This is a genomic window from Leifsonia xyli subsp. xyli str. CTCB07 (assembly GCF_000007665.1).
In the GTDB taxonomy this organism is placed as follows: Bacteria; Actinomycetota; Actinomycetes; order Actinomycetales; family Microbacteriaceae; genus Leifsonia; species Leifsonia xyli_C.
The window spans coordinates 2,567,171-2,584,158 of record NC_006087.1; the positions used below are offsets into that span (position 1 = coordinate 2,567,171).

The 16,988-nt window shown below is 63.4% G+C and carries 20 protein-coding genes; 7 read left to right on the forward strand and 13 right to left on the reverse strand.

The features are described from left to right. Positions 1-436: 436 nt before the first annotated feature. From rplI to LXX_RS12350, 5 genes are all read right to left on the reverse strand, one after another. Positions 437-889: a 50S ribosomal protein L9 gene (gene rplI / locus LXX_RS12330; RefSeq protein WP_011187101.1), complete on the reverse strand. Its 453-nt coding sequence runs from the start codon at positions 887-889 to the stop codon at positions 437-439. Positions 890-900: 11 nt separating this feature from the next. Next, positions 901-1,164, reverse strand: a complete 264-nt coding sequence (gene rpsR, locus LXX_RS12335; RefSeq protein WP_011187102.1) for a 30S ribosomal protein S18 — start codon at positions 1,162-1,164, stop codon at positions 901-903. Positions 1,165-1,227: 63 nt separating this feature from the next. Beyond that, the gene (locus LXX_RS12340) at positions 1,228-1,740 is read right to left on the reverse strand and encodes a single-stranded DNA-binding protein (protein WP_011187103.1); all 513 of its coding nucleotides are present in this window, start codon (positions 1,738-1,740) and stop codon (positions 1,228-1,230) included. Positions 1,741-1,744: 4 nt separating this feature from the next. Continuing rightward, positions 1,745-2,131 carry a 30S ribosomal protein S6 gene (rpsF, locus tag LXX_RS12345; RefSeq protein WP_011187104.1) on the reverse strand — a complete coding sequence of 129 codons (387 nt, stop codon included), beginning with the start codon at positions 2,129-2,131 and terminating at the stop codon, positions 1,745-1,747. Between the two features lie 300 nt (positions 2,132-2,431). Further along, positions 2,432-3,868: a CCA tRNA nucleotidyltransferase gene (locus LXX_RS12350; RefSeq protein WP_011187105.1), complete on the reverse strand. Its 1,437-nt coding sequence runs from the start codon at positions 3,866-3,868 to the stop codon at positions 2,432-2,434. Positions 3,869-3,965: 97 nt separating this feature from the next. Here LXX_RS12350 and LXX_RS12355 point away from each other — a divergent pair, with 97 nt between their 5' ends. From LXX_RS12355 to LXX_RS17000, 7 genes are all read left to right on the forward strand, one after another. Further along, the gene (locus LXX_RS12355; protein ID WP_011187106.1) at positions 3,966-6,212 is read left to right on the forward strand and encodes a DUF6049 family protein; all 2,247 of its coding nucleotides are present in this window, start codon (positions 3,966-3,968) and stop codon (positions 6,210-6,212) included. Further along, entirely contained in the window at positions 6,205-7,821 is a 1,617-nt protein-coding gene (gene murJ / locus LXX_RS12360; RefSeq protein WP_011187107.1) for a murein biosynthesis integral membrane protein MurJ, read from the forward strand. Before LXX_RS12355 ends, murJ begins: the two co-directional genes overlap by 8 nt. Positions 7,822-7,897: 76 nt before the next feature. Further along, positions 7,898-8,884: a thioredoxin-disulfide reductase gene (gene trxB, locus LXX_RS12365; protein WP_011187108.1), complete on the forward strand. Its 987-nt coding sequence runs from the start codon at positions 7,898-7,900 to the stop codon at positions 8,882-8,884. 13 nt (positions 8,885-8,897) lie between these two features. Then, on the forward strand, positions 8,898-9,224 hold the full coding sequence (gene trxA, locus LXX_RS12370) for a thioredoxin (protein ID WP_011187109.1): 327 nt from the start codon (positions 8,898-8,900) through the stop codon (positions 9,222-9,224). A 134-nt stretch (positions 9,225-9,358) separates the two neighbouring features. Continuing rightward, positions 9,359-10,681: a PLP-dependent aminotransferase family protein gene (locus LXX_RS12375; RefSeq protein WP_011187110.1), complete on the forward strand. Its 1,323-nt coding sequence runs from the start codon at positions 9,359-9,361 to the stop codon at positions 10,679-10,681. Positions 10,682-10,707: 26 nt separating this feature from the next. Continuing rightward, on the forward strand, positions 10,708-11,295 hold the full coding sequence (locus LXX_RS16995) for a hypothetical protein (protein ID WP_370558455.1): 588 nt from the start codon (positions 10,708-10,710) through the stop codon (positions 11,293-11,295). After that, a complete protein-coding gene (locus LXX_RS17000) occupies positions 11,205-11,660 on the forward strand; it encodes a D-alanine--D-alanine ligase family protein (RefSeq protein ID WP_370558484.1) in 456 nt (151 codons plus the stop codon). The genes LXX_RS16995 and LXX_RS17000 overlap by 91 nt, the downstream gene beginning before the upstream one ends. A gap of 12 nt (positions 11,661-11,672) precedes the next feature. Here the strand turns inward: LXX_RS17000 and LXX_RS12385 are convergent, their stop codons facing one another. The 8 genes from LXX_RS12385 to rpmH all read right to left on the reverse strand — a co-directional run bounded on the left by LXX_RS12385 (position 11,673) and on the right by rpmH (position 16,766). Continuing rightward, positions 11,673-12,632, reverse strand: a complete 960-nt coding sequence (locus LXX_RS12385) for a ParB/RepB/Spo0J family partition protein (protein ID WP_011187111.1) — start codon at positions 12,630-12,632, stop codon at positions 11,673-11,675. Next, positions 12,632-13,459: a ParA family protein gene (locus tag LXX_RS12390; RefSeq protein WP_176714830.1), complete on the reverse strand. Its 828-nt coding sequence runs from the start codon at positions 13,457-13,459 to the stop codon at positions 12,632-12,634. Before LXX_RS12390 ends, LXX_RS12385 begins: the two co-directional genes overlap by 1 nt. 255 nt (positions 13,460-13,714) lie before the next feature. Further along, positions 13,715-14,344 (reverse strand): 16S rRNA (guanine(527)-N(7))-methyltransferase RsmG, encoded by a 630-nt coding sequence (gene rsmG, locus LXX_RS12395; protein WP_011187113.1) that lies wholly within the window; start codon positions 14,342-14,344, stop codon positions 13,715-13,717. Positions 14,345-14,358: 14 nt separating this feature from the next. Continuing rightward, positions 14,359-14,901 carry a protein jag gene (locus LXX_RS12400; RefSeq protein ID WP_041767978.1) on the reverse strand — a complete coding sequence of 181 codons (543 nt, stop codon included), beginning with the start codon at positions 14,899-14,901 and terminating at the stop codon, positions 14,359-14,361. Positions 14,902-14,912: 11 nt separating this feature from the next. Then, positions 14,913-15,887: a membrane protein insertase YidC gene (gene yidC / locus LXX_RS12405; protein ID WP_011187115.1), complete on the reverse strand. Its 975-nt coding sequence runs from the start codon at positions 15,885-15,887 to the stop codon at positions 14,913-14,915. 10 nt (positions 15,888-15,897) lie between these two features. Then, positions 15,898-16,209 carry a membrane protein insertion efficiency factor YidD gene (yidD, locus tag LXX_RS12410; RefSeq protein WP_041767981.1) on the reverse strand — a complete coding sequence of 104 codons (312 nt, stop codon included), beginning with the start codon at positions 16,207-16,209 and terminating at the stop codon, positions 15,898-15,900. After that, entirely contained in the window at positions 16,206-16,619 is a 414-nt protein-coding gene (gene rnpA / locus LXX_RS12415; protein WP_068981890.1) for a ribonuclease P protein component, read from the reverse strand. Before rnpA ends, yidD begins: the two co-directional genes overlap by 4 nt. A 9-nt stretch (positions 16,620-16,628) precedes the next feature. Continuing rightward, on the reverse strand, positions 16,629-16,766 hold the full coding sequence (rpmH, locus tag LXX_RS12420; protein ID WP_011187117.1) for a 50S ribosomal protein L34: 138 nt from the start codon (positions 16,764-16,766) through the stop codon (positions 16,629-16,631). Positions 16,767-16,988 lie beyond the last annotated feature (222 nt).

Here is a 16,988-nt window from a genome sequence, read left to right on the forward strand (position 1 = left end):
TCCGACGCGCCGCACCGCGCTTCTGGCGGGCTGACAAAACACTGAAGCGCGCTCTCAGAGGCAGAATACGAACAACCACCGACACTCGGACGCGCTTCCCCATCCATGTCCACCTTGGACATCGATCACCCTACGAACCCCGATCCAGCATCCACAACTTTGCCTGTGGATAACTTTGTGGACAATCTGCGGGAAACGCCGCCACGCTTGTGTACAAGTTGGGAATGGATCTGTGGGTAGAGAGAAAATTTTAGTGTTAAAATGTACCTTAACCAGCGATTTTTCTTTCCGCATCCTGTGAGGAAAAACTTCTTTGGGCACTGTGGCAAGCGCTGAGATTCGGGCGTGTCGAACTGTGGATGAAGCTGGGCAAACTTCCCCGAAAAAGGTGTAGCGGCGGGCCTTCGCCCGCCGCTACACTCTGCTTTCGAGATCGCTAATTGGCAGCGACCACCTGAAGGGTGATCATGGCCGAGAGGTCCTCGTGCAGCCGCACGGTGGCCTCGTGGTCACCGACGGCTTTGATCGCGTTGGGGAGTTCGATTTTGCGCTTGTCTAGTTCGCCGATGCCGGCGGCTTTGACGGCCTCGGCGACATCCGCGGTCTTCACCGATCCGAACAGACGACCTTCGCGGCCAGCCTTGACGACCAGCTTGACGCGGGTGGCCTCCAGCTTCGCTTTGAGTTCCTGAGCGGCCTCCATCGAGTGCAGCTCGCGAGCCGCGCGGGCCGCCTTAATTTGCTCGACCTGCTTCTTGCCACCGCGGGTCCACGAGATCGCGAAACCCTGCGGAACAAGGTAATTGCGGGCGTAGCCATCCTTGACCTCGACGACGTCGCCAGCGGAGCCGAGGCCGGTGACCTCGTGCGTGAGAATAACCTTCGACATGTGTCTACTCCTTAACGGCCGGAGCCGGCGTAGGGAAGCAGAGCCATCTCGCGCGCGTTCTTGACGGCGCGGGCGATCAGGCGCTGCTCCTGGACGGAGACACCGGTGATGCGGAGGGCGCGGATCTTGCCACGCTCGGAGATGAACTTGCGCAAGGTCGCGACATCCTTGTAGTCAATGACGCCGACGCGGACGGACTTCGCCGGAGCGGCGTTCTTCCCGTCCTTGCCCTTGCGGATCGGCTTGCGGCGGTCGCCGCTCGACTTTCCAGCCATGATTTCCTTTGCTTTCCGCCCGTCACGGCCGAGGCCGGCGGGCATATGAGTGTTGGGGACCCGTTAGAACGGAGTCTCGTCGTTGTACGCGCCCGGGGTGTTCCAGACATCGGTTCCAGCAGACGGGTCCGCGGGAACGGTTGCCGCCCACGGCTCTTCGACGGCAGGAGCTCCGCCACCGAATCCGCCCGGACCACCCGGACCACGCGACGACTGCGCGCGGGTCACCTGAGCGGTGGCGTAACGCAGCGACGGACCGATTTCGTCGATCTCAAGCTCGATGGAGGTGCGCTTCTCGCCTTCCTTCGTCTCATAGGAACGCTGCTTGAGCCGGCCCTGGGCGATGACACGTGAGCCCTTGGTCAGCGAGCCTGCGACATGCTCGGCGAAGTCACGCCAGACGCTCGCGCGCAGGAACAGTGCCTCACCGTCCTTCCACTCGTTCGCCTGACGGTCGAACGTGCGGGGAGTGGATGCGATGGTGAAGTTAGCAACGGCCAGCCCGTTCTGCGTGTAGCGCAGCTCAGGGTCGGACGTGAGGTTGCCCACCACGGTGATGACGGTCTCGCCGGCCATGGGATTAGACGCCGACCTTCTCGGTGACCGTCTTCTCGGCGGCGGCGGCCTTGCGGGCGGCCTTCTCGTCGGCGCGCTTCTGAGCGGCCGCGACCTGGGCGATCGCCTCGTCGGCACGGAGGACCTTGGTGCGCATGACAGCCTCGCTGAGCTTCAGCTGGCGGTCGAGCTCCTTCGTGGTGTCACCGGTGGCGGTGAGCTGCACGACGGCGTAGATGCCCTCGGACTTCTTGTTGATCTCGTAGGCCAGGCGGCGGCGACCCCAGATGTCGACGTTGTCGATCGTTCCACCGTCGTTCCGGACGACGTTGAGGAACTTGTCAAGGCTGGGAGCAACGGTGCGCTCGTCGATCTCGGGATCGAGGATGACCATCAGCTCGTATTGATGCATGACTAACCCACCTCCTTTGGTCTTGGCGGCTACAGACGGTCTGCAGCAGGAGTGTTGTACATCGTGTGCCCAGGTAGGAACCCACCCGGGCAGCTTACCTAGGGTAACGGATGCCCGGTCTCGACGCCAGCTCGCGGGGTGAGGGACGACCGGGCCGTGTGGGTACCCCTCACGGCGAGGGCGGGAAAGGAGGATACGGGTGGGAGTGGTCATGCATCCACCATCCCCGCTCACCCGGAGCAGCGGGCTCGACGACCCGAATCGGTGGAGAACTGGTCGATCGAACCCGCCTGTGGAGGATTACGCCTCCGCGGAACGCTCCGACCACCATGCCAGCAGCCGGCGGGTGGCCTCTTCTTCGCCGAGAGAGCCCTGATCCAGCCGCAGGTCCAGCAGGTACGTCATCGCCTGGCCGACGTCCCGCCCCGGCTTGATCCCCAGGATGGCCATCACCTGCTGACCGTCCAGGTCCGGACGGACAGAATCCAGCGCCTCCTGTTCCCCGAGTGAGGCGATGCGCTGCTCCAGATCGTCGTACGCGAAGCCGAGCCGGTCTGCTTTGCGACGGTTCCTCGTCGTGACATCCGCCCGGGTGAGCATGTGAAGCCGCTCCAGCTCGGGACCCGCATCTCGCACGTACCGGCGCACCGCGGAGTCGGTCCACGCCCCTTCTGTGTACCCAAAGAACCGCAGATGCAGCTCGATCAGGCGGGACACGGATTCGATCGTGGCCTTGTCGAAGCGAAGCGCCGTCAAACGCTTCTTCGCGAGTTTCGCCCCGACCACATCGTGGTGATGGAAACTGACCGCCCCACCCGGCTCGAACCGGCGCGTGGCCGGCTTCCCGATATCGTGAAGGAGCGCGGCGAGCCGCAGCGTCAGTTCCGGCGCGTCACCGGGATGCCGTTCCCTCTCGTACTCGATCGCTTGCTCCAGCACGGTGAGACTGTGCTGGTAGACGTCCTTGTGGTGGTGGTGCTCGTCCACTTCCAGACGCAACGCGGACAGCTCGGGAAGGACGCGATCGGCGAGACCGGTCGACACCAGCAGCTCGATTCCTGGACGTGGGCGGTCGGACATAAGCAGCTTGCCGAGTTCGTCCCGGATGCGTTCCGCGCTGACGATCTCGATGCGATCGGCCATCGCGGCCATCGCGGCCTGGGTCTGGCCGTCCACCTCGAATCCGAGCTGTGCGGCGAACCGTGCCGCACGCAGCATCCGGAGCGGATCGTCCCCGAACGACACTTCGGGGCTCGACGGCGTCGTGAGGACGCGGGCAAGCAGGTGCTCGACCCCGCCGGACGGGTCCACCAGCCGCACCTCCGGAACACGCAGGGCGAGCGCGTTCACCGTGAAGTCCCGGCGAAGGAGGTCGCCCTCCAGCGTATCGCCGAACTCGACGTCCGGTTTGCGGGTCGTGCCGTCATAGCTGTCGGAACGATAAGTGGTGACCTCCACCGCCTCCTCGCCGAACACAGCGCCGATCGTGCCGTAGGCACGGCCGATGTCCCAGACTGCGTCGGCGAGGGGGGAGAGGAGGCGTACGATCGCGTCCGGACGCGCATCCGTCGTGAAGTCGAGATCGTGTACCTCCCGCCCGAGCAGAGCGTCCCTGATCGGGCCGCCGACCAGCGACAGTTCGTGTCCGGCCGCCGCGAAAGCCGCCGCCAGGCGGGCCACGGTCGGCGAAGCGGCGATGGCTGCGAGGCGATCGAGGGATTCGGCGACGGACTGCATGATGCCTCAGTTTAACGGGCACACTCGGCGTGCTCTCCCAGGGGTCGGCCCCTAGAATCGTCGTCATGGAGGCCGAACCGGGAGCGCGCGTCGACGCATGAGTGAATCCGGAACCACCTTCCGGGGTGTGCGATTCGTCGCCGTGCTCATGAGTGCGGCGGTCGCTTTGTCGGCCCTCCTCGGCGGCGCCCCGGTGTCCGAGGCGAGCACCGGCTGGGGCTCCGTGGTGAGCGGCGAGCGATCCGCCACGATCAGAACGGCAGCGACGGCTCGGCTCTCCGCATCCCTTTCCGCCGGAACCGCGGGCCTGCTGGCGCCGGGCCAGGACCTTGTCGCATCGGTCACCGTGACCAACTCCTCCGGCACCGCGCTCACCTCCGGAACGGTCCGGTTCTGGCTGAATCCCACTGCGTTCACTTCGCGCAGAGGACTGACAGCCTGGCTCTCCTCGACGGACGCGGTGAAGGACAGGGTCAATCTCGGCTCGGTCGCGCTGCCAGCGCTAGAGCCCGGCGCTTCGGCCATTGTGCGCGTCCCGGTCGCCGCTGCGGCTGTGCCGTTCGCTTCACGATCGGTCACCGGCGTCTTCGGTGTCGGGGCCGCCGTGAGCGCCGACCAGCAGACAGCAGAAGCCCGCTCATCGCTCGTGTGGTCTGTGGGCGAGGCGGCGGCCAAGACGGATGTCGGCGTGGTGATGCCGATCGTGAGCCCCTCCACCGGCGCCGGCCTGATCTCCGCCGACGATCTCGCGACCTACACGGCTCCCAACGGCGTCCTCACCCGCGACCTCGACGGGATCGCCGGCCACAGCACGGTCGCCGTGGGCATTGACCCGATGATCGTCGCATCCATCCGCGCCCTCGGGAACGCCGCGCCCGCCACCGCGACCGACTGGCTGACACACTTGAGCACCCTGCCCAACGAAACCTTCTCATTGGGTTACGGAGATGCGGATATGGCCGGTCAGCTGCAAGCCGGCCTCACCACACCGCTCACCCCTCTCTCCCTCCGCTACGCCCTCGACGCGAAGAACTTCTCACCGGCCCCGACCACGATCGGCGAGCCCACCACCGCAACACACGTCCAGCCGACACCGACGGCCTCACCGGCACAGAGCCCAAGCCCCAGCCCAACCCCCCTCCCCACCCTCCCCACCCTGAGCGAACTCGTCGCGTGGGACTACAGCCTTTCCGGCATCGCCTGGCCCGGCGACGGCACGCTCCGCTCCGCGGATCTCGCACCGCTCTCCACAGCCGGGATGAAGACCGTCATCGTCTCCGGCGACAACACGAACGCCGACGAACTGGACAGCACACCGAACGCCGTCGTCCACACCGCCAGCAGCATGCTCGCCGTCAGCGACCAGCGGATCTCCGACGCCCTCCGCCAATCGGTCTCCGCACCGAGCGACATCGCATGGAACACCGCTATGTCAGCAGTGAACGCACAGCTCGCGCTCCTCAGCGGCGAAGACAAGACCTCCCGTAAGGTCCTCGTCGCCCTCGACCGTTCGTGGCCATCGAGCGGGACGCAGTTGCAACGCAGCCTCGACGCTCTGCTGACCTCAGCGTGGTCGGCACCGGCCGCCTTTTCCAGCATCGTCTCCGCCTCCGGATCCACCGACACCGTCGTGGTGGATGCGCCCGAGTCTCAGAGACGGATCGACGCCATCCGCAGCCTGCTCACCGACGAGAAGGCGCTGACCGACTTCGCGACTGTCCTGGTCGACCCCACGACGCTGACAGGCAGGACCCGCGCGCAACTCCTCACTCTGCTGGCCGTGTCCTGGCAGAACCCCCGCACCGACTGGTCCGCGGCCGTGACGAAAAGCCGCGAAGCCACCACCAAGACGCTCCACGCGATCCGCATCCTGCCCACCGAGAACATCAACCTCGTGAGCACGCAGGGGTCCATCCCGTTCACCGTGAGCAACGAGCTGCCGGGCGAGGCCGCCACTGTCACGCTCAGGGCGTCTCCGTCCAACGGCCGTCTCGAGATCGACGGACCCACGACCAAGTCCATTCCGAAGGATTCACGGGGGACGATGCTCGTCCCGGTCAGGGCGAAGGTCGGAAACGGCCAGGTCGTGCTGTCCCTCCAGCTGTACAGCCCGACAGGCATCCCGATCGGCGATCCCTCCGCGGTGAGCGTGGAGGTACACGCTGACTGGGAGGGTCTCGGCGCGCTCGTCTTCGGCGCACTGCTGGTGCTCCTGTTCGGCTACGGAATCGTCCGTGGACTCCTGCGCCGCCGGGCCCAGCGACGCACCGAGGCGCAGCAGACGCCCGAGGACGACAAGGGCGACAACGCCGCTCCCCGCAACGACGGGAGTTCGGATGGCTAGCATCGGCCGCGCCAGCGCCATGCTCGCGTCGGGGACCTTGGTCTCGCGCATCCTCGGCTTCGCGAAGGCCTGGTTGCTCGTTCAGGCGATCGGCGCCCTGAGCTTCGCAGGCGGAGCCTACGCGACGGCGACGCTGGTCCCCAACAGCCTCTATGCGATCATCGCTCAGGGGGTGCTCAACGCCGTCCTAGTGCCGCAAATCGTTCGGGCCTCCGGTGCGGCCGACGGTGGGCGGCAGTACATCAACAAGCTGGTCACGCTCGGGATGGTCGTCTTCGCCGCTGTGGCGCTGGTGGCGACCCTGCTCGCGCCGGTCCTCATCGGCCTGTTCGGTCTGCGCGGCGAACAGGCGGCGCTCGGCACGACCTTCGCGTACTGGTCGCTCCCGCAGATCTTCTTCCTCGGTCTGTACACACTGCTCGGCGAGGTGCTCAACGCCCGCAAGTCGTTCGGTCCCTTCACCTGGGCGCCGGTGATCAACAACGTCGTCGCGATCGGGATGCTGGCCGCCTTCATCCTGGGATTCAGCTCCGACCCCTTCGGCGAGCGCTCGCACGAGTGGGGCTCGGGGATGGTCGCACTGCTGGGCGGCGGGGCGACTCTGGGCATTGCCGTCCAGGCCGTCGTCCTGTTCTTCTTCTGGCGCCGGATCGGCCTGCGGTTCCGCCCCGATTTCCGCTGGCGGGGCGTCAACCTCGGCAGCGCAGGAAAAGCCGCCGGCTGGACGCTCGGGATGCTCATGGCCACCCAGATCGCCGGGCTGATCGAGACCAACGTCGCCAACTCCACCGGAGACGGCAAGGCGGGAGTCTTCGCCATGAACAACGCGTGGCTCGTGTTCATGCTGCCGCACGGCATCATCGCGGTCTCGATCGTCACCGCGTATTACACGAGGATGGCGGAGCACGCGCAGCAGGGCTCCGCTTCCGGGTTCCGTGCCGATTTCTCCAGCGCGGCCCGCTCGATCATGTTCCTGATCGTCCTCTCGTCCGCAGTGCTCATCGTGATCGCCTTCCCGGTCGCCCGCGTTTTCACACCCGAATACCCGGCGATGGGGCTCGTCCTGATCGCCTACCTGGTGGGACTGGTGCCCTTCTCCCTCGTCTTCATGGCGCAGCGCGCGTTCTACTCCTTCGGCGACACCCGCACTCCGTTCCTGTTCACGCTGGCGCAGACCGTGCTCATCGTCATCGGCGTTCTGGGCTGTCTCGCGATCCCGGCCGGACACCGCGCAGCCGCGATCGCTCTCGTCGTGTCCGCGTCCACGCTCATCCAAGCAGTCCTGGCTTTCGCGCTGCTGCGCCGACGCACCGGGGGAGTGGACGGGCGTCGCATCCTGAGCGGTCTGTGGCGGTTCCTCGCCGCAGGGCTGGCGGCTGTGGCTGCCGGGACCGGGTTCCTGGTCCTGCTGGGCGGTGCCGTCGAGGGCGCTTTCCCGGTGAGCAGTCCCCTCAGCGCGATCCTCGCCTCCGCCGTCGTCGGGATCGTCATGGCGATCGTCTATGTCGGCTCCCTGGCGATCTTCCGCTCGGCAGATCTGGAAGCCGGATTGGCGCCTGTCGTGGAGCGTGTTTTCAGACGCTCAGCGACAGGGGGTGACACGGAATAGCATCCGCCTAGGATGTGTTCTACAAGTCGGTGCTTCCGGACCCGGGGGGCGCCGCCGATCACCAAGGAGTTCCTACGTGCGGCAGATTATCATCATCGGTTCCGGACCAGCCGGTTACACCGCAGCCATCTACGCCGCGCGCGCCAACCTCAAACCGCTGCTGATCGCCTCGTCTGTCGAGGCCGGCGGCGAATTGATGAAAACCACCGAGGTAGAGAACTTCCCCGGCTTCCCCGACGGCGTCATGGGCCCCGATCTCATGGTCAAGATGCAGGCGCAGGCCGAGAGGTTCGGCACAGAAGTCATCCTCGAAGACGTCGTCTCCGTTGACCTCTCCGGCGATGCCAAGACCGTGACTCTCGGCTCAGGCGCAGTCCACGAGGCGCTCTCCGTGATCTTCGCGACCGGCTCCGCCTACCGAAAGCTCGGGCTGGAGGACGAAGAACGACTCTCCGGTCACGGCGTCTCCTGGTGCGCGACGTGCGACGGTTTCTTCTTCCGTGAGCGCACGATCGCGGTCGTCGGCGGCGGCGACTCGGCCTTGGAGGAAGCGACCTTCCTGACCCGCTTTGCGGACAAGGTCTACGTCATCCACCGTCGTGACTCCCTCCGTGCGTCCAAGATCATGCAAGATCGGGCCTTCGCCAACAACAAGATCGAATTCATCTGGAACTCGGAAGTCGTGGCGATCAACGGCAGCGAGCAGGTCGAGGGCATCACCCTCCGCAATCGTGAGAACGACGACCAGAGCGACCTGGACGTCCAGGGGCTGTTCATTGCCATCGGCAACGACCCGCGCGTCCACCTGGTGCATGGTCAGCTCGACCTCACTCCAGAGGGAACCATCGCGGTCGCCGGCCGCAGCTCGAAGACCAAACTCACGGGCGTGTTCGCCGCGGGTGACGTCGTCGACTCCTCGTACCGTCAGGCCGTGACCGCGGCCGCATCGGGCACGGTCGCCGCACTCGACGCGGAGCACTACCTGTCCGACCTCCCCCAGGACCTGCTGGACAACGCAACGGACATTGCGCCCGGCGACCTCGAACTCACGACCACCGCATAAGGAGAATCAGCCCATGTCAGCAACACGTTCGGTCACGGACGTATCCTTCGAGCAGGATGTCCTCAACAGCGAGAAGACGGTCCTCGTGGACTTCTGGGCGGAATGGTGCGGCCCCTGTCGCGCCGTCGGCCCGATCCTCGACCAGATCGCCGCGGAGCACTCCGAGAAGATCGAGATCGTCAAACTCAATGTTGACGAGAACCCGCAGACCGCGGCGAAGTACCAGATCACCTCCATCCCCGCGATGAAGGTGTACCAGGGTGGCGAGGTCGTCAAGACCGTCATCGGCGCCAAGCCCAAGCCTGCCCTCGAAGCTGACCTGGCCGCCTACCTGGCGTAGGGCGACCGCCTTTTCGCGACCCGTCCGGTGCTCACCCGCCGGACGGGTCTTTTCGTACCCGCGCATCCCTCGATTTCCAGCGGAAAGCGCGACCCACATAGCATGGCTGAACGACACTAGAAATGGACTGATTCTTGACTGAACAGGGCAGCCCGCGTCAGCAGGGCAACAATCTGGACCCGTGGTATACCCACTACGCGCAGCGCACCAGCGGCCTCGCCGCCAGTGAGGTCCGAGCTCTGTTCGCCGTCGCCAGCCGTCCCGAAGTGGTCTCGCTGGCCGGCGGCATGCCCTATGTCGACGCCCTCCCCGAAGACCTCGTCATCGGGGCAATGGATCGTGTGATGCGCGAGCGTGGACCGGTCGCTCTCCAGTACGGCTCCGGCCAGGGGGTTCCCGCCCTGCGTGAGCAGATCCTCGACGTTATGGCCCTCGAGGGGATCAGCGGCAGCGCGGACGATGTCATCGTCACCACCGGCTCTCAGCACGCGCTGGAACTCTTCAGCAAACTCTTCATCGACCCGGGCGATGTGGTTCTCGCCGAAGGCCCCAGCTACGTTACGGCGATGGTGATCTTCCGCTCCTACCAGGCCGAAGTCGACCACATTCCGATGGACGAGCACGGGCTCATTCCCGAAGCGCTGCGCGAGCACATCGCGCGGCTGAAAGCGGCCGGCCGGCGAGTCAAGTTCCTCTACACCGTCCCGAGCTTTCACAACCCGGCTGGTGTGACCCTCAGCTGGGAGCGCCGGCTTGAGATCCTCGAAATCGCACGCCAGAACGACATCCTGGTCCTCGAAGACAACCCCTATGGCTTGCTGTATTTCAACGAGGGTCCGCCAGCGGCCATGCGCTCCGTTGAGCAGGAGGGCGTCGTGTACCTGGGCACCTTCTCCAAGACGCTGGCCCCGGGTTTCCGTGTCGGTTGGGCGCTCGCCCCCCATGCCATCCGCGAGAAGCTCATCCTCGCCAACGAGGCCGCCGTTCTCAGCCCGAGTTCGTTCAGCCAGCTCGTCATCTCGGAGTATCTGTCCGACGCCGATTGGCGCGGACAGATCGACACTTTCCGGAGTGTGTACCGAGAGCGCAAGGAGACGATGATCTCAGCGCTGGAGGAGCATCTCCCCGAGCTCACCTGGACGAACCCCCGTGGTGGCTTCTATGTCTGGCTCACCCTTCCTCCACACCTCGATTCCAAGGCGATGCTGCCACGAGCAGTGACCGAGTTGGTCGCCTATACGCCAGGAACGGCCTTCTTCGCCGATGGTTCCGGCACCCAGAACATCCGTCTTTCGTTCTGCTATCCGACCCCCGAGAACATCCGCGTCGGCATTCGCCGTCTCGCCAATGTGATCAATGGCGAACAGGATCTCCTCGACACATTCGCCGGCACGGGACCGCTCACTGCCACCCGGCCCGGCAAACCCAACGCCAACCCGCCGACCGACCTGCAGTGAGTCCCGCAGAAGAGAAAGAGCTGATCATGCCCGAGAAATCATCACTCGACATCGTCGTTCTCACAGGTGGTATCTCACACGAACGTGACATCTCCCTCCGCAGTGGGCGACGTGTTGCCGATGGGCTTCAGTCACTCGGAAACCGAGTGACGGTCCGCGAGCCGGATGCGACGCTGCTGGCATCCATTCAAGAGGAGCGCCCTGATTTGATCTGGCCGGCACTGCACGGAGCAAGTGGCGAAGACGGCGCACTACGAGGGCTTCTCGAACTCGCCGGTATCCCGTTCGTCGGATCGCGGACCGGCGCATCCCGTCTCGCCTGGTCGAAGCCGACCGCGAAGGCCATCGTCGAGCGCGCCGGGGTGCATACTCCCGCGTCCGTCACCCTGCCCAAAGAGACATTCCGCGAACTCGGTGCCAACAGCGTGCTCGTCGCCGTGCTCGATGGACTGTCGCTCCCGTTAGTCGTGACGCGAAGGGCGGATCAGCGCAGGGAGTCACCATTGTCAACGACCCTGGAGAGCTGCCCCGGGCAATGGTCGACGCCTACACCTATGCGGAGATCGCTTTCATCGAACGCAAGATCGACGGTGTTGAAGTCTCCGTCGCTGTGATTGACACCGGCGATGGGCCGGAAGCGCTTCCGCCCGTCGAGATCGAGCCCGTGGCTGGCGCATACACTTTCGATGCGCGATACAACGCAGGGGAGACCCGGTTCTATGTTCCCGCCCGTCTGGACGAAGCCACGGCTGAGACTGTTGCGGAGGCGGCGAAGACTGCTCACAGGGCGTTGGGCCTGCGCCATCTCTCACGAATCGATCTGATTGTGGATGCCAGTGGCGTACCGTGGTTTCTTGAGGCGAACGTGCTTCCGGGCCTTACAGAGACCTCGATCATGCCGCAGGCGATCGCTGCTTCAGGCCGGAACCACGGGGAGGTTTACGCTGCTCTCGCCACCGCCGCAATCAACGAAGGTTAATCGGCGGAGGTTTCACGTGAAACGGACTCGGGACTCGCTCGAATACTCTGACTCACCGATTTCTTCGAGGATGCGGTTCAGATCCTGGATCGTGGCGAAGTCCACGACAATCTGACCTTTTCGCGCACCGAGGGTGATCTTGACGCGGGTGTTCAGGCGGTCGCCAAGTTTCTGAGCGACCTCATCCAGGTGCCCACGGTGCCTCCCGGGTTTCACTGCCGTGCGAACAGTCTTGGGAGCTTTGCTGGCCGCTGCTTCAGCTGCGCGAACGGAAAGATCCTCGTTGACGATTTTGTCGGCAAGGTGGACCATTCCCTTTTGGTCATCGCCGAGCGAGAGAATCGCGCGCGCGTGCCCTGCCGAAAGGACGCCCGCCGCAACGCGCGTCTGCACAGTTGCCGGAAGCTTAAGCAACCGGATCGTGTTCGTGATCTGCGGTCGCGAGCGACCGATCCGCGCGGCCAACTCCTCCTGTGTGATGCCAAAGTCAGCAAGAAGCTGCTGATACGCAGATGCTTCTTCCAGTGGATTGAGTTGCGAGCGGTGGAGGTTCTCGAGAAGTGCGTCACGCAACATCGCCTCATCCGCGGTGTCCTTGACGATCGCAGGGATCGTGTCGAGCCCGAGTTCTTTCGTCGCACGCAGACGTCGCTCACCCATGATCAACTCATATGTGCCGGCCTGGTTACGCAATGGACGGACAACGACGGGCTGAAGCACTCCGACCTCACGAATGCTCGCAACTAACTCATCCAACTCATTCTGGTCGAACTCGACACGAGGTTGAGATGGATTAGGCACGATATCGACGGGGGAGAGGTTCGCCAAACGCGCCCCCGGAACCGCAACAAGCGCTTCGGTTGCAGTGTCCAACGGCTCGGGGAAGAACACATCCACGGGTCGAGCAGACTGGTCGGTCGTCGGAATGAGGGCACCGATGCCCCGCCCCAATCCGGTGCGCTTGGCTGCCATTAGCGGGATTCTCCTCTTCGTGCGATTTCAGCGGCGGCCTCGAGGTACGAGAGCGAACCGGAGGAGTTCGCGTCGTAGCTGATGACGCTCTGGCCATAGCTCGGCGCCTCGGAGATCCGCACTGAACGGGGGATGATGGTGTCCAAGACCTCATTGGGGAAATGAGAGCGAACGTCCTCCGCAACCTGATTGGCGAGATTGGTCCGCGAGTCATACATCGTCAGCAGAATCGTCGACACTTGAAGCTTCGGGTTGAGGTGCCGCTCGATCAGCTGGATGTTTTTCAGCAACTGGCTCAGACCCTCCAGGGCGTAATACTCGCACTGGATCGGGATAAGGACCTCGGTCGCCGCGACAAAAGCATTGATCGTGAGCAATCCGAGCGACGGCGGACAGTCGATGAGCACGTAGTCGATGTCATACTCGTGCAAGAATCGGTTAAGCGCGCGTGAGAGCCGTTGTTCGCGGGCAACCATCGAAACCAGCTCGATTTCCGCACCTGCAAGGTCGATCGTGGCTGGAATCACGAACAGTCCATGGAATTCGGGGCTCTTCTGGATGACATCTTCGAGCTCTTTATCATTCACGATGACGTCGTAAACGCTCGGTGTCCCCTCGCGGTGTTCGACACTGAGTGCGGTGGATGCGTTACCTTGCGGATCGAGATCTATCACCAAGACTCGCGCACCTGACTTAGCAAGCGCGGCTCCAAGGTTGACAACGGTCGTCGTCTTCCCAACCCCGCCCTTTTGGTTCGAGATGGTGAAGATGCGCGTGTGTGGGGGCAACGGAAGAGCCGTATCCGCAATCGCCTTCCGACGCCTCATGAGTTCCTGTATCTCTCTGGCCAGGGGCGTCGACGTATCGAAAGCGGACTCACCCGCCTCCACGAATATGTCTTGATCCGGTTGTTTCACGTGAAACCTCGTCACTTGGTTGGTGCCCGGAACCGGTTTGTCGGGATGAAGGCACACTCTCCGCTCACCACTCATAAACTCTAACGTGCATCCCCGACACCCCTCGGCTCTGTCGGGAGACTGGTGGATAATTCGCTAACTTGTTGGTTCTGTGTAGAAATATTTTCAGCGAACAGTCGCCCGGATAACTCGTGTCACTTCGTCGAGGACGCCTTCACCTAAGACGATGACTTCCGCACCACGCACTTTGAACTTACTGATCTCTTTGGCCGCACCATCGATCTCAGCTTGAGCCGCGGCGCCCTTCATGAGTACGAGCTCACCGCCATCGCGCAGCAGGGGAGCGGTCAATGGAAGCAGCTTACGAAAGGCACTCACCGCGCGCGCTGTTACCTGGTCGAGCGGTTTTGCCAACTTCGCGTCTTCGGCTCGGGCGCGAACGATATCAACGTTCAACAGTCCTAGCTCGGCAACTTGCTCGTTCAACCAAATCACCCGTCGATCCATCGGCTCAATGAGCACGAAGGAGACATCCGGCCGCGCGATCGCAAGAACCAGCCCGGGGAGACCCGCGCCGCTGCCGACATCGCCAACAACACCGGGCCGTAAAAGCGGTGCCACGATCGCGGAGTTCAAAATGTGCCGAGACCACAGGCGTGGAAGTTCAAGCGGGCCAATGAGACCCCGTTCTTCCCCCTGCGATGCGAGATTAGCCGTGAATGTGCGTGCGATCGGCAACCGATCACCGAACAGCTGTGCGGCCGCAGCCGGCTCCAGCTCTACCGAATCCGTCACCGTTTCACGTGAAACTAAGAAGCGGTGATAACCGTGTGCCGGTCACGACCTTCGCCCTGGGACGTCGAGACATAACCGCGTGCGGAGACGATGTCGTGAACCAGCTTGCGCTTATACGAGGACATCGGGGGAAGTGCTGCCTCCGGAGCACCCTCCTGTAGTCGCACAATGGCGTGCTCGACCAGCTGAGCAAGCTCTGCTTGGCGCGCATCGCGCGAACCGGCGATGTCCAGAATGAGACGTGAGAACTCACCGGTGTTGTTCTGTACAGCCAGCCGAGTGAGCTCCTGAAGTGCGGAGACCGTGTCCGGCATCGCGAGAAGCTGCAGATTTGTTCCTGCTTCGGCATTCACGGAGATGTAGACACGGCCGTTGCGCGTGTCGATGTCAATGTCGCCATCGATGTCGGCGATGTCGAGGATTTCCTCGATGTAGTCCGCTGCGATGTCGCCTTCGCGATCGAGCTGCGATCCCATTGATGTTGAGGATTCTTGCTCATCTGCGGGGGAGGTCATCCCCTCCACAGATGGAGTGGACTCGGTATGCACGTCGGTCATGGTGTCGTTTCCTACTTCTTTCCGGCCTGCTTTTTGGCGCGATTCTTACTCACGGGCTGGACCCGCTGAGTCGTCCGCGGCTTCTGTTGCGATTGCTCTTCGACCGTGAGGACGACGGAGCCATCCTGCTGGACAAGCTTGCCCTTTCGGGCGAGGCGGGCCTCACGCGCTTTCGCGGCGTCCGAACCCGGAGTCGGCATGTTGCGGATGACGAGGAACTGCTGTCCCATGGTCCAGAAGTTCGAGGTCAGCCAGTAGAACATGACGCCAAGTGGGAAAGCGAAACCAGAGAACAAGAAGACGAAAGGAAGCAGGTAGAGAAGGATGCGCTGCTGTTTGAACTGGGGACTCGCCTTGGTCTCCGGGGACGTGTTCTTGGAGACGATCTGCAACTGAGTGATGAACTGCGACCCGGTCATGAAGACGACCATGATAGCTGCGATGATCACGACCGACGTCTGCACAGGATTCGCGTTCATGGCGCCCTGGAAGCTCTGGTGCAGAGGAGCAACGCCGAAGAGAGTCGCGCTGCCGAATTGCTCGGCGAGGCCAGAGTTGAGCGGGCCGACACCAGCATGACCACCCTGCGCTCCATTGAGCACCTGGAAAAGCGCGAAGAACACCGGCATCTGAAGCAAGAGCGGAAGGCAGGAACTCAGCGGGTTGGTGCCCGTCTTCTTGTAGAGATCCATCGTCTCGCGGGACATCGCTTCGCGGGAGAACTGATCCTTCTTGCCCTTGTACTTGTCCTGGATTTTCTTGAGCTGCGGAGCGATCTCCAGCATGCGGCGCTGGTTCTTGATCTGCCGGAAAAAAACCGGGATGAGCGCAGCGCGCACGACGATCGTGAGGCCGACGATCGAAAGCACCCAGGTGAGACCGGCCGCCGGGTCGAAACCGACCTGATACAGGAGCCAGTGCCAGGCAACGAGAATGAGTTCCACGACCCACTTGATAGGCCAGAGCAAAGTACCGATGATGTCCATAGTTTTGTAGCTAGGCCTTTCCCTGGCTGGTGGCGACGACGAAACCGAACGCGGTCATCCGATAGCGGCGCTTCCCCCGAAGAGGGACATCATCGACTCCGCCCGCTGCCCACGGATGGCAGCGGAGGATACGGCACACGCCGAGGTATCCGCCGAAGATCACTCCGTGCTCCTGCACAGCCTGCAAGGTATAGGCGGAACACGATGGATAGTAGCGGCAGACATCCCCGTAGAACGGAGAGAAAACGGCTCGGTATCCCCGGAGCACAAGGACGGCAAGGTTCCGCGGAACGAGGAGCACTGCTGAGATCGCGGTGATCATGGACGGACGTTGCCTTCGCTGGAGACGCTGTGAGTGGAGACGCGGTGAGATGTGGAGGGGGTGAGGAAGCGAGCGGCGGCGCGCGAGACCTCTGCGTGCAGAGTAGCCCACGACGCTTGAGCGGATGCTGGCAATGCCCTGATCACGATGTCTATTCCGGTGTCAGCTGCAGCGCCGGCCATGACGTCGGGGAGAACCAGATACGCGGCCGCTTTCAGCCGTCGGCGCACGAGGTTCCGGCGGACCGCGTTACCGATGGCCTTGCTCACGACGAAACCGAAGCGCACTGCAGAGGAGTCACGGTTCTTCCGGATGTAGGCGATGGTGTTCGCTTCCGTGAAGCGAACACCGCGCCGTACGTTCGTCCGATAGTCCGCCCCCCGCGCGATGCGATTGGCTTTCGCGAGCACCGGCCAGTACTACGCCGAGAGCTTCTGGCGACCCTTGGCGCGACGAGCGGAAAGGATCGCCCGTCCGGCGCGTGTCCGCATGCGGAGACGGAAGCCGTGAGTCTTGGCGCGCTTGCGGTTGTTCGGCTGGAAAGTTCGCTTGCTCATAATCAATCTCCGTGTGGTGGTCTCTTCACAGGCCAGTGCTGAGTGTTGAGGGGCCAGCACGGAAAGGCCAGGAAAGCTTCTAGGCAGCCGTAACGGCTGAAGTCAACTGATTAAAGCTACGACCTGAGCCCGACCGAGGTCAAACCGATCGCCCCAAAACCATTGATTATGCACGGGATTGGCAGGAACGCTGGCATCGACGCGCCGGTGTATTCCGGGAAT

Coding starts and splice junctions, on each gene's coding strand:
- rplI (WP_011187101.1), bottom strand. CDS start 889: ATGTCGAAGGTTATTCTCACGCACGAGGTCACCGGCCTCGGCTCCGCT.
- rpsR (WP_011187102.1), bottom strand. CDS start 1,164: ATGGCTGGAAAGTCGAGCGGCGACCGCCGCAAGCCGATCCGCAAGGGC.
- LXX_RS12340 (WP_011187103.1), bottom strand. CDS start 1,740: ATGGCCGGCGAGACCGTCATCACCGTGGTGGGCAACCTCACGTCCGAC.
- rpsF (WP_011187104.1), bottom strand. CDS start 2,131: ATGCATCAATACGAGCTGATGGTCATCCTCGATCCCGAGATCGACGAG.
- LXX_RS12350 (WP_011187105.1), bottom strand. CDS start 3,868: ATGCAGTCCGTCGCCGAATCCCTCGATCGCCTCGCAGCCATCGCCGCT.
- LXX_RS12355 (WP_011187106.1), top strand. CDS start 3,966: ATGAGTGAATCCGGAACCACCTTCCGGGGTGTGCGATTCGTCGCCGTG.
- murJ (WP_011187107.1), top strand. CDS start 6,205: ATGGCTAGCATCGGCCGCGCCAGCGCCATGCTCGCGTCGGGGACCTTG.
- trxA (WP_011187109.1), top strand. CDS start 8,898: ATGTCAGCAACACGTTCGGTCACGGACGTATCCTTCGAGCAGGATGTC.
- LXX_RS16995 (WP_370558455.1), top strand. CDS start 10,708: ATGCCCGAGAAATCATCACTCGACATCGTCGTTCTCACAGGTGGTATC.
- LXX_RS12385 (WP_011187111.1), bottom strand. CDS start 12,632: ATGGCAGCCAAGCGCACCGGATTGGGGCGGGGCATCGGTGCCCTCATT.
- LXX_RS12390 (WP_176714830.1), bottom strand. CDS start 13,459: ATGAGGCGTCGGAAGGCGATTGCGGATACGGCTCTTCCGTTGCCCCCA.
- LXX_RS12400 (WP_041767978.1), bottom strand. CDS start 14,901: ATGACCGACGTGCATACCGAGTCCACTCCATCTGTGGAGGGGATGACC.
- yidC (WP_011187115.1), bottom strand. CDS start 15,887: ATGGACATCATCGGTACTTTGCTCTGGCCTATCAAGTGGGTCGTGGAA.
- yidD (WP_041767981.1), bottom strand. CDS start 16,209: ATGATCACCGCGATCTCAGCAGTGCTCCTCGTTCCGCGGAACCTTGCC.
- rpmH (WP_011187117.1), bottom strand. CDS start 16,766: ATGAGCAAGCGAACTTTCCAGCCGAACAACCGCAAGCGCGCCAAGACT.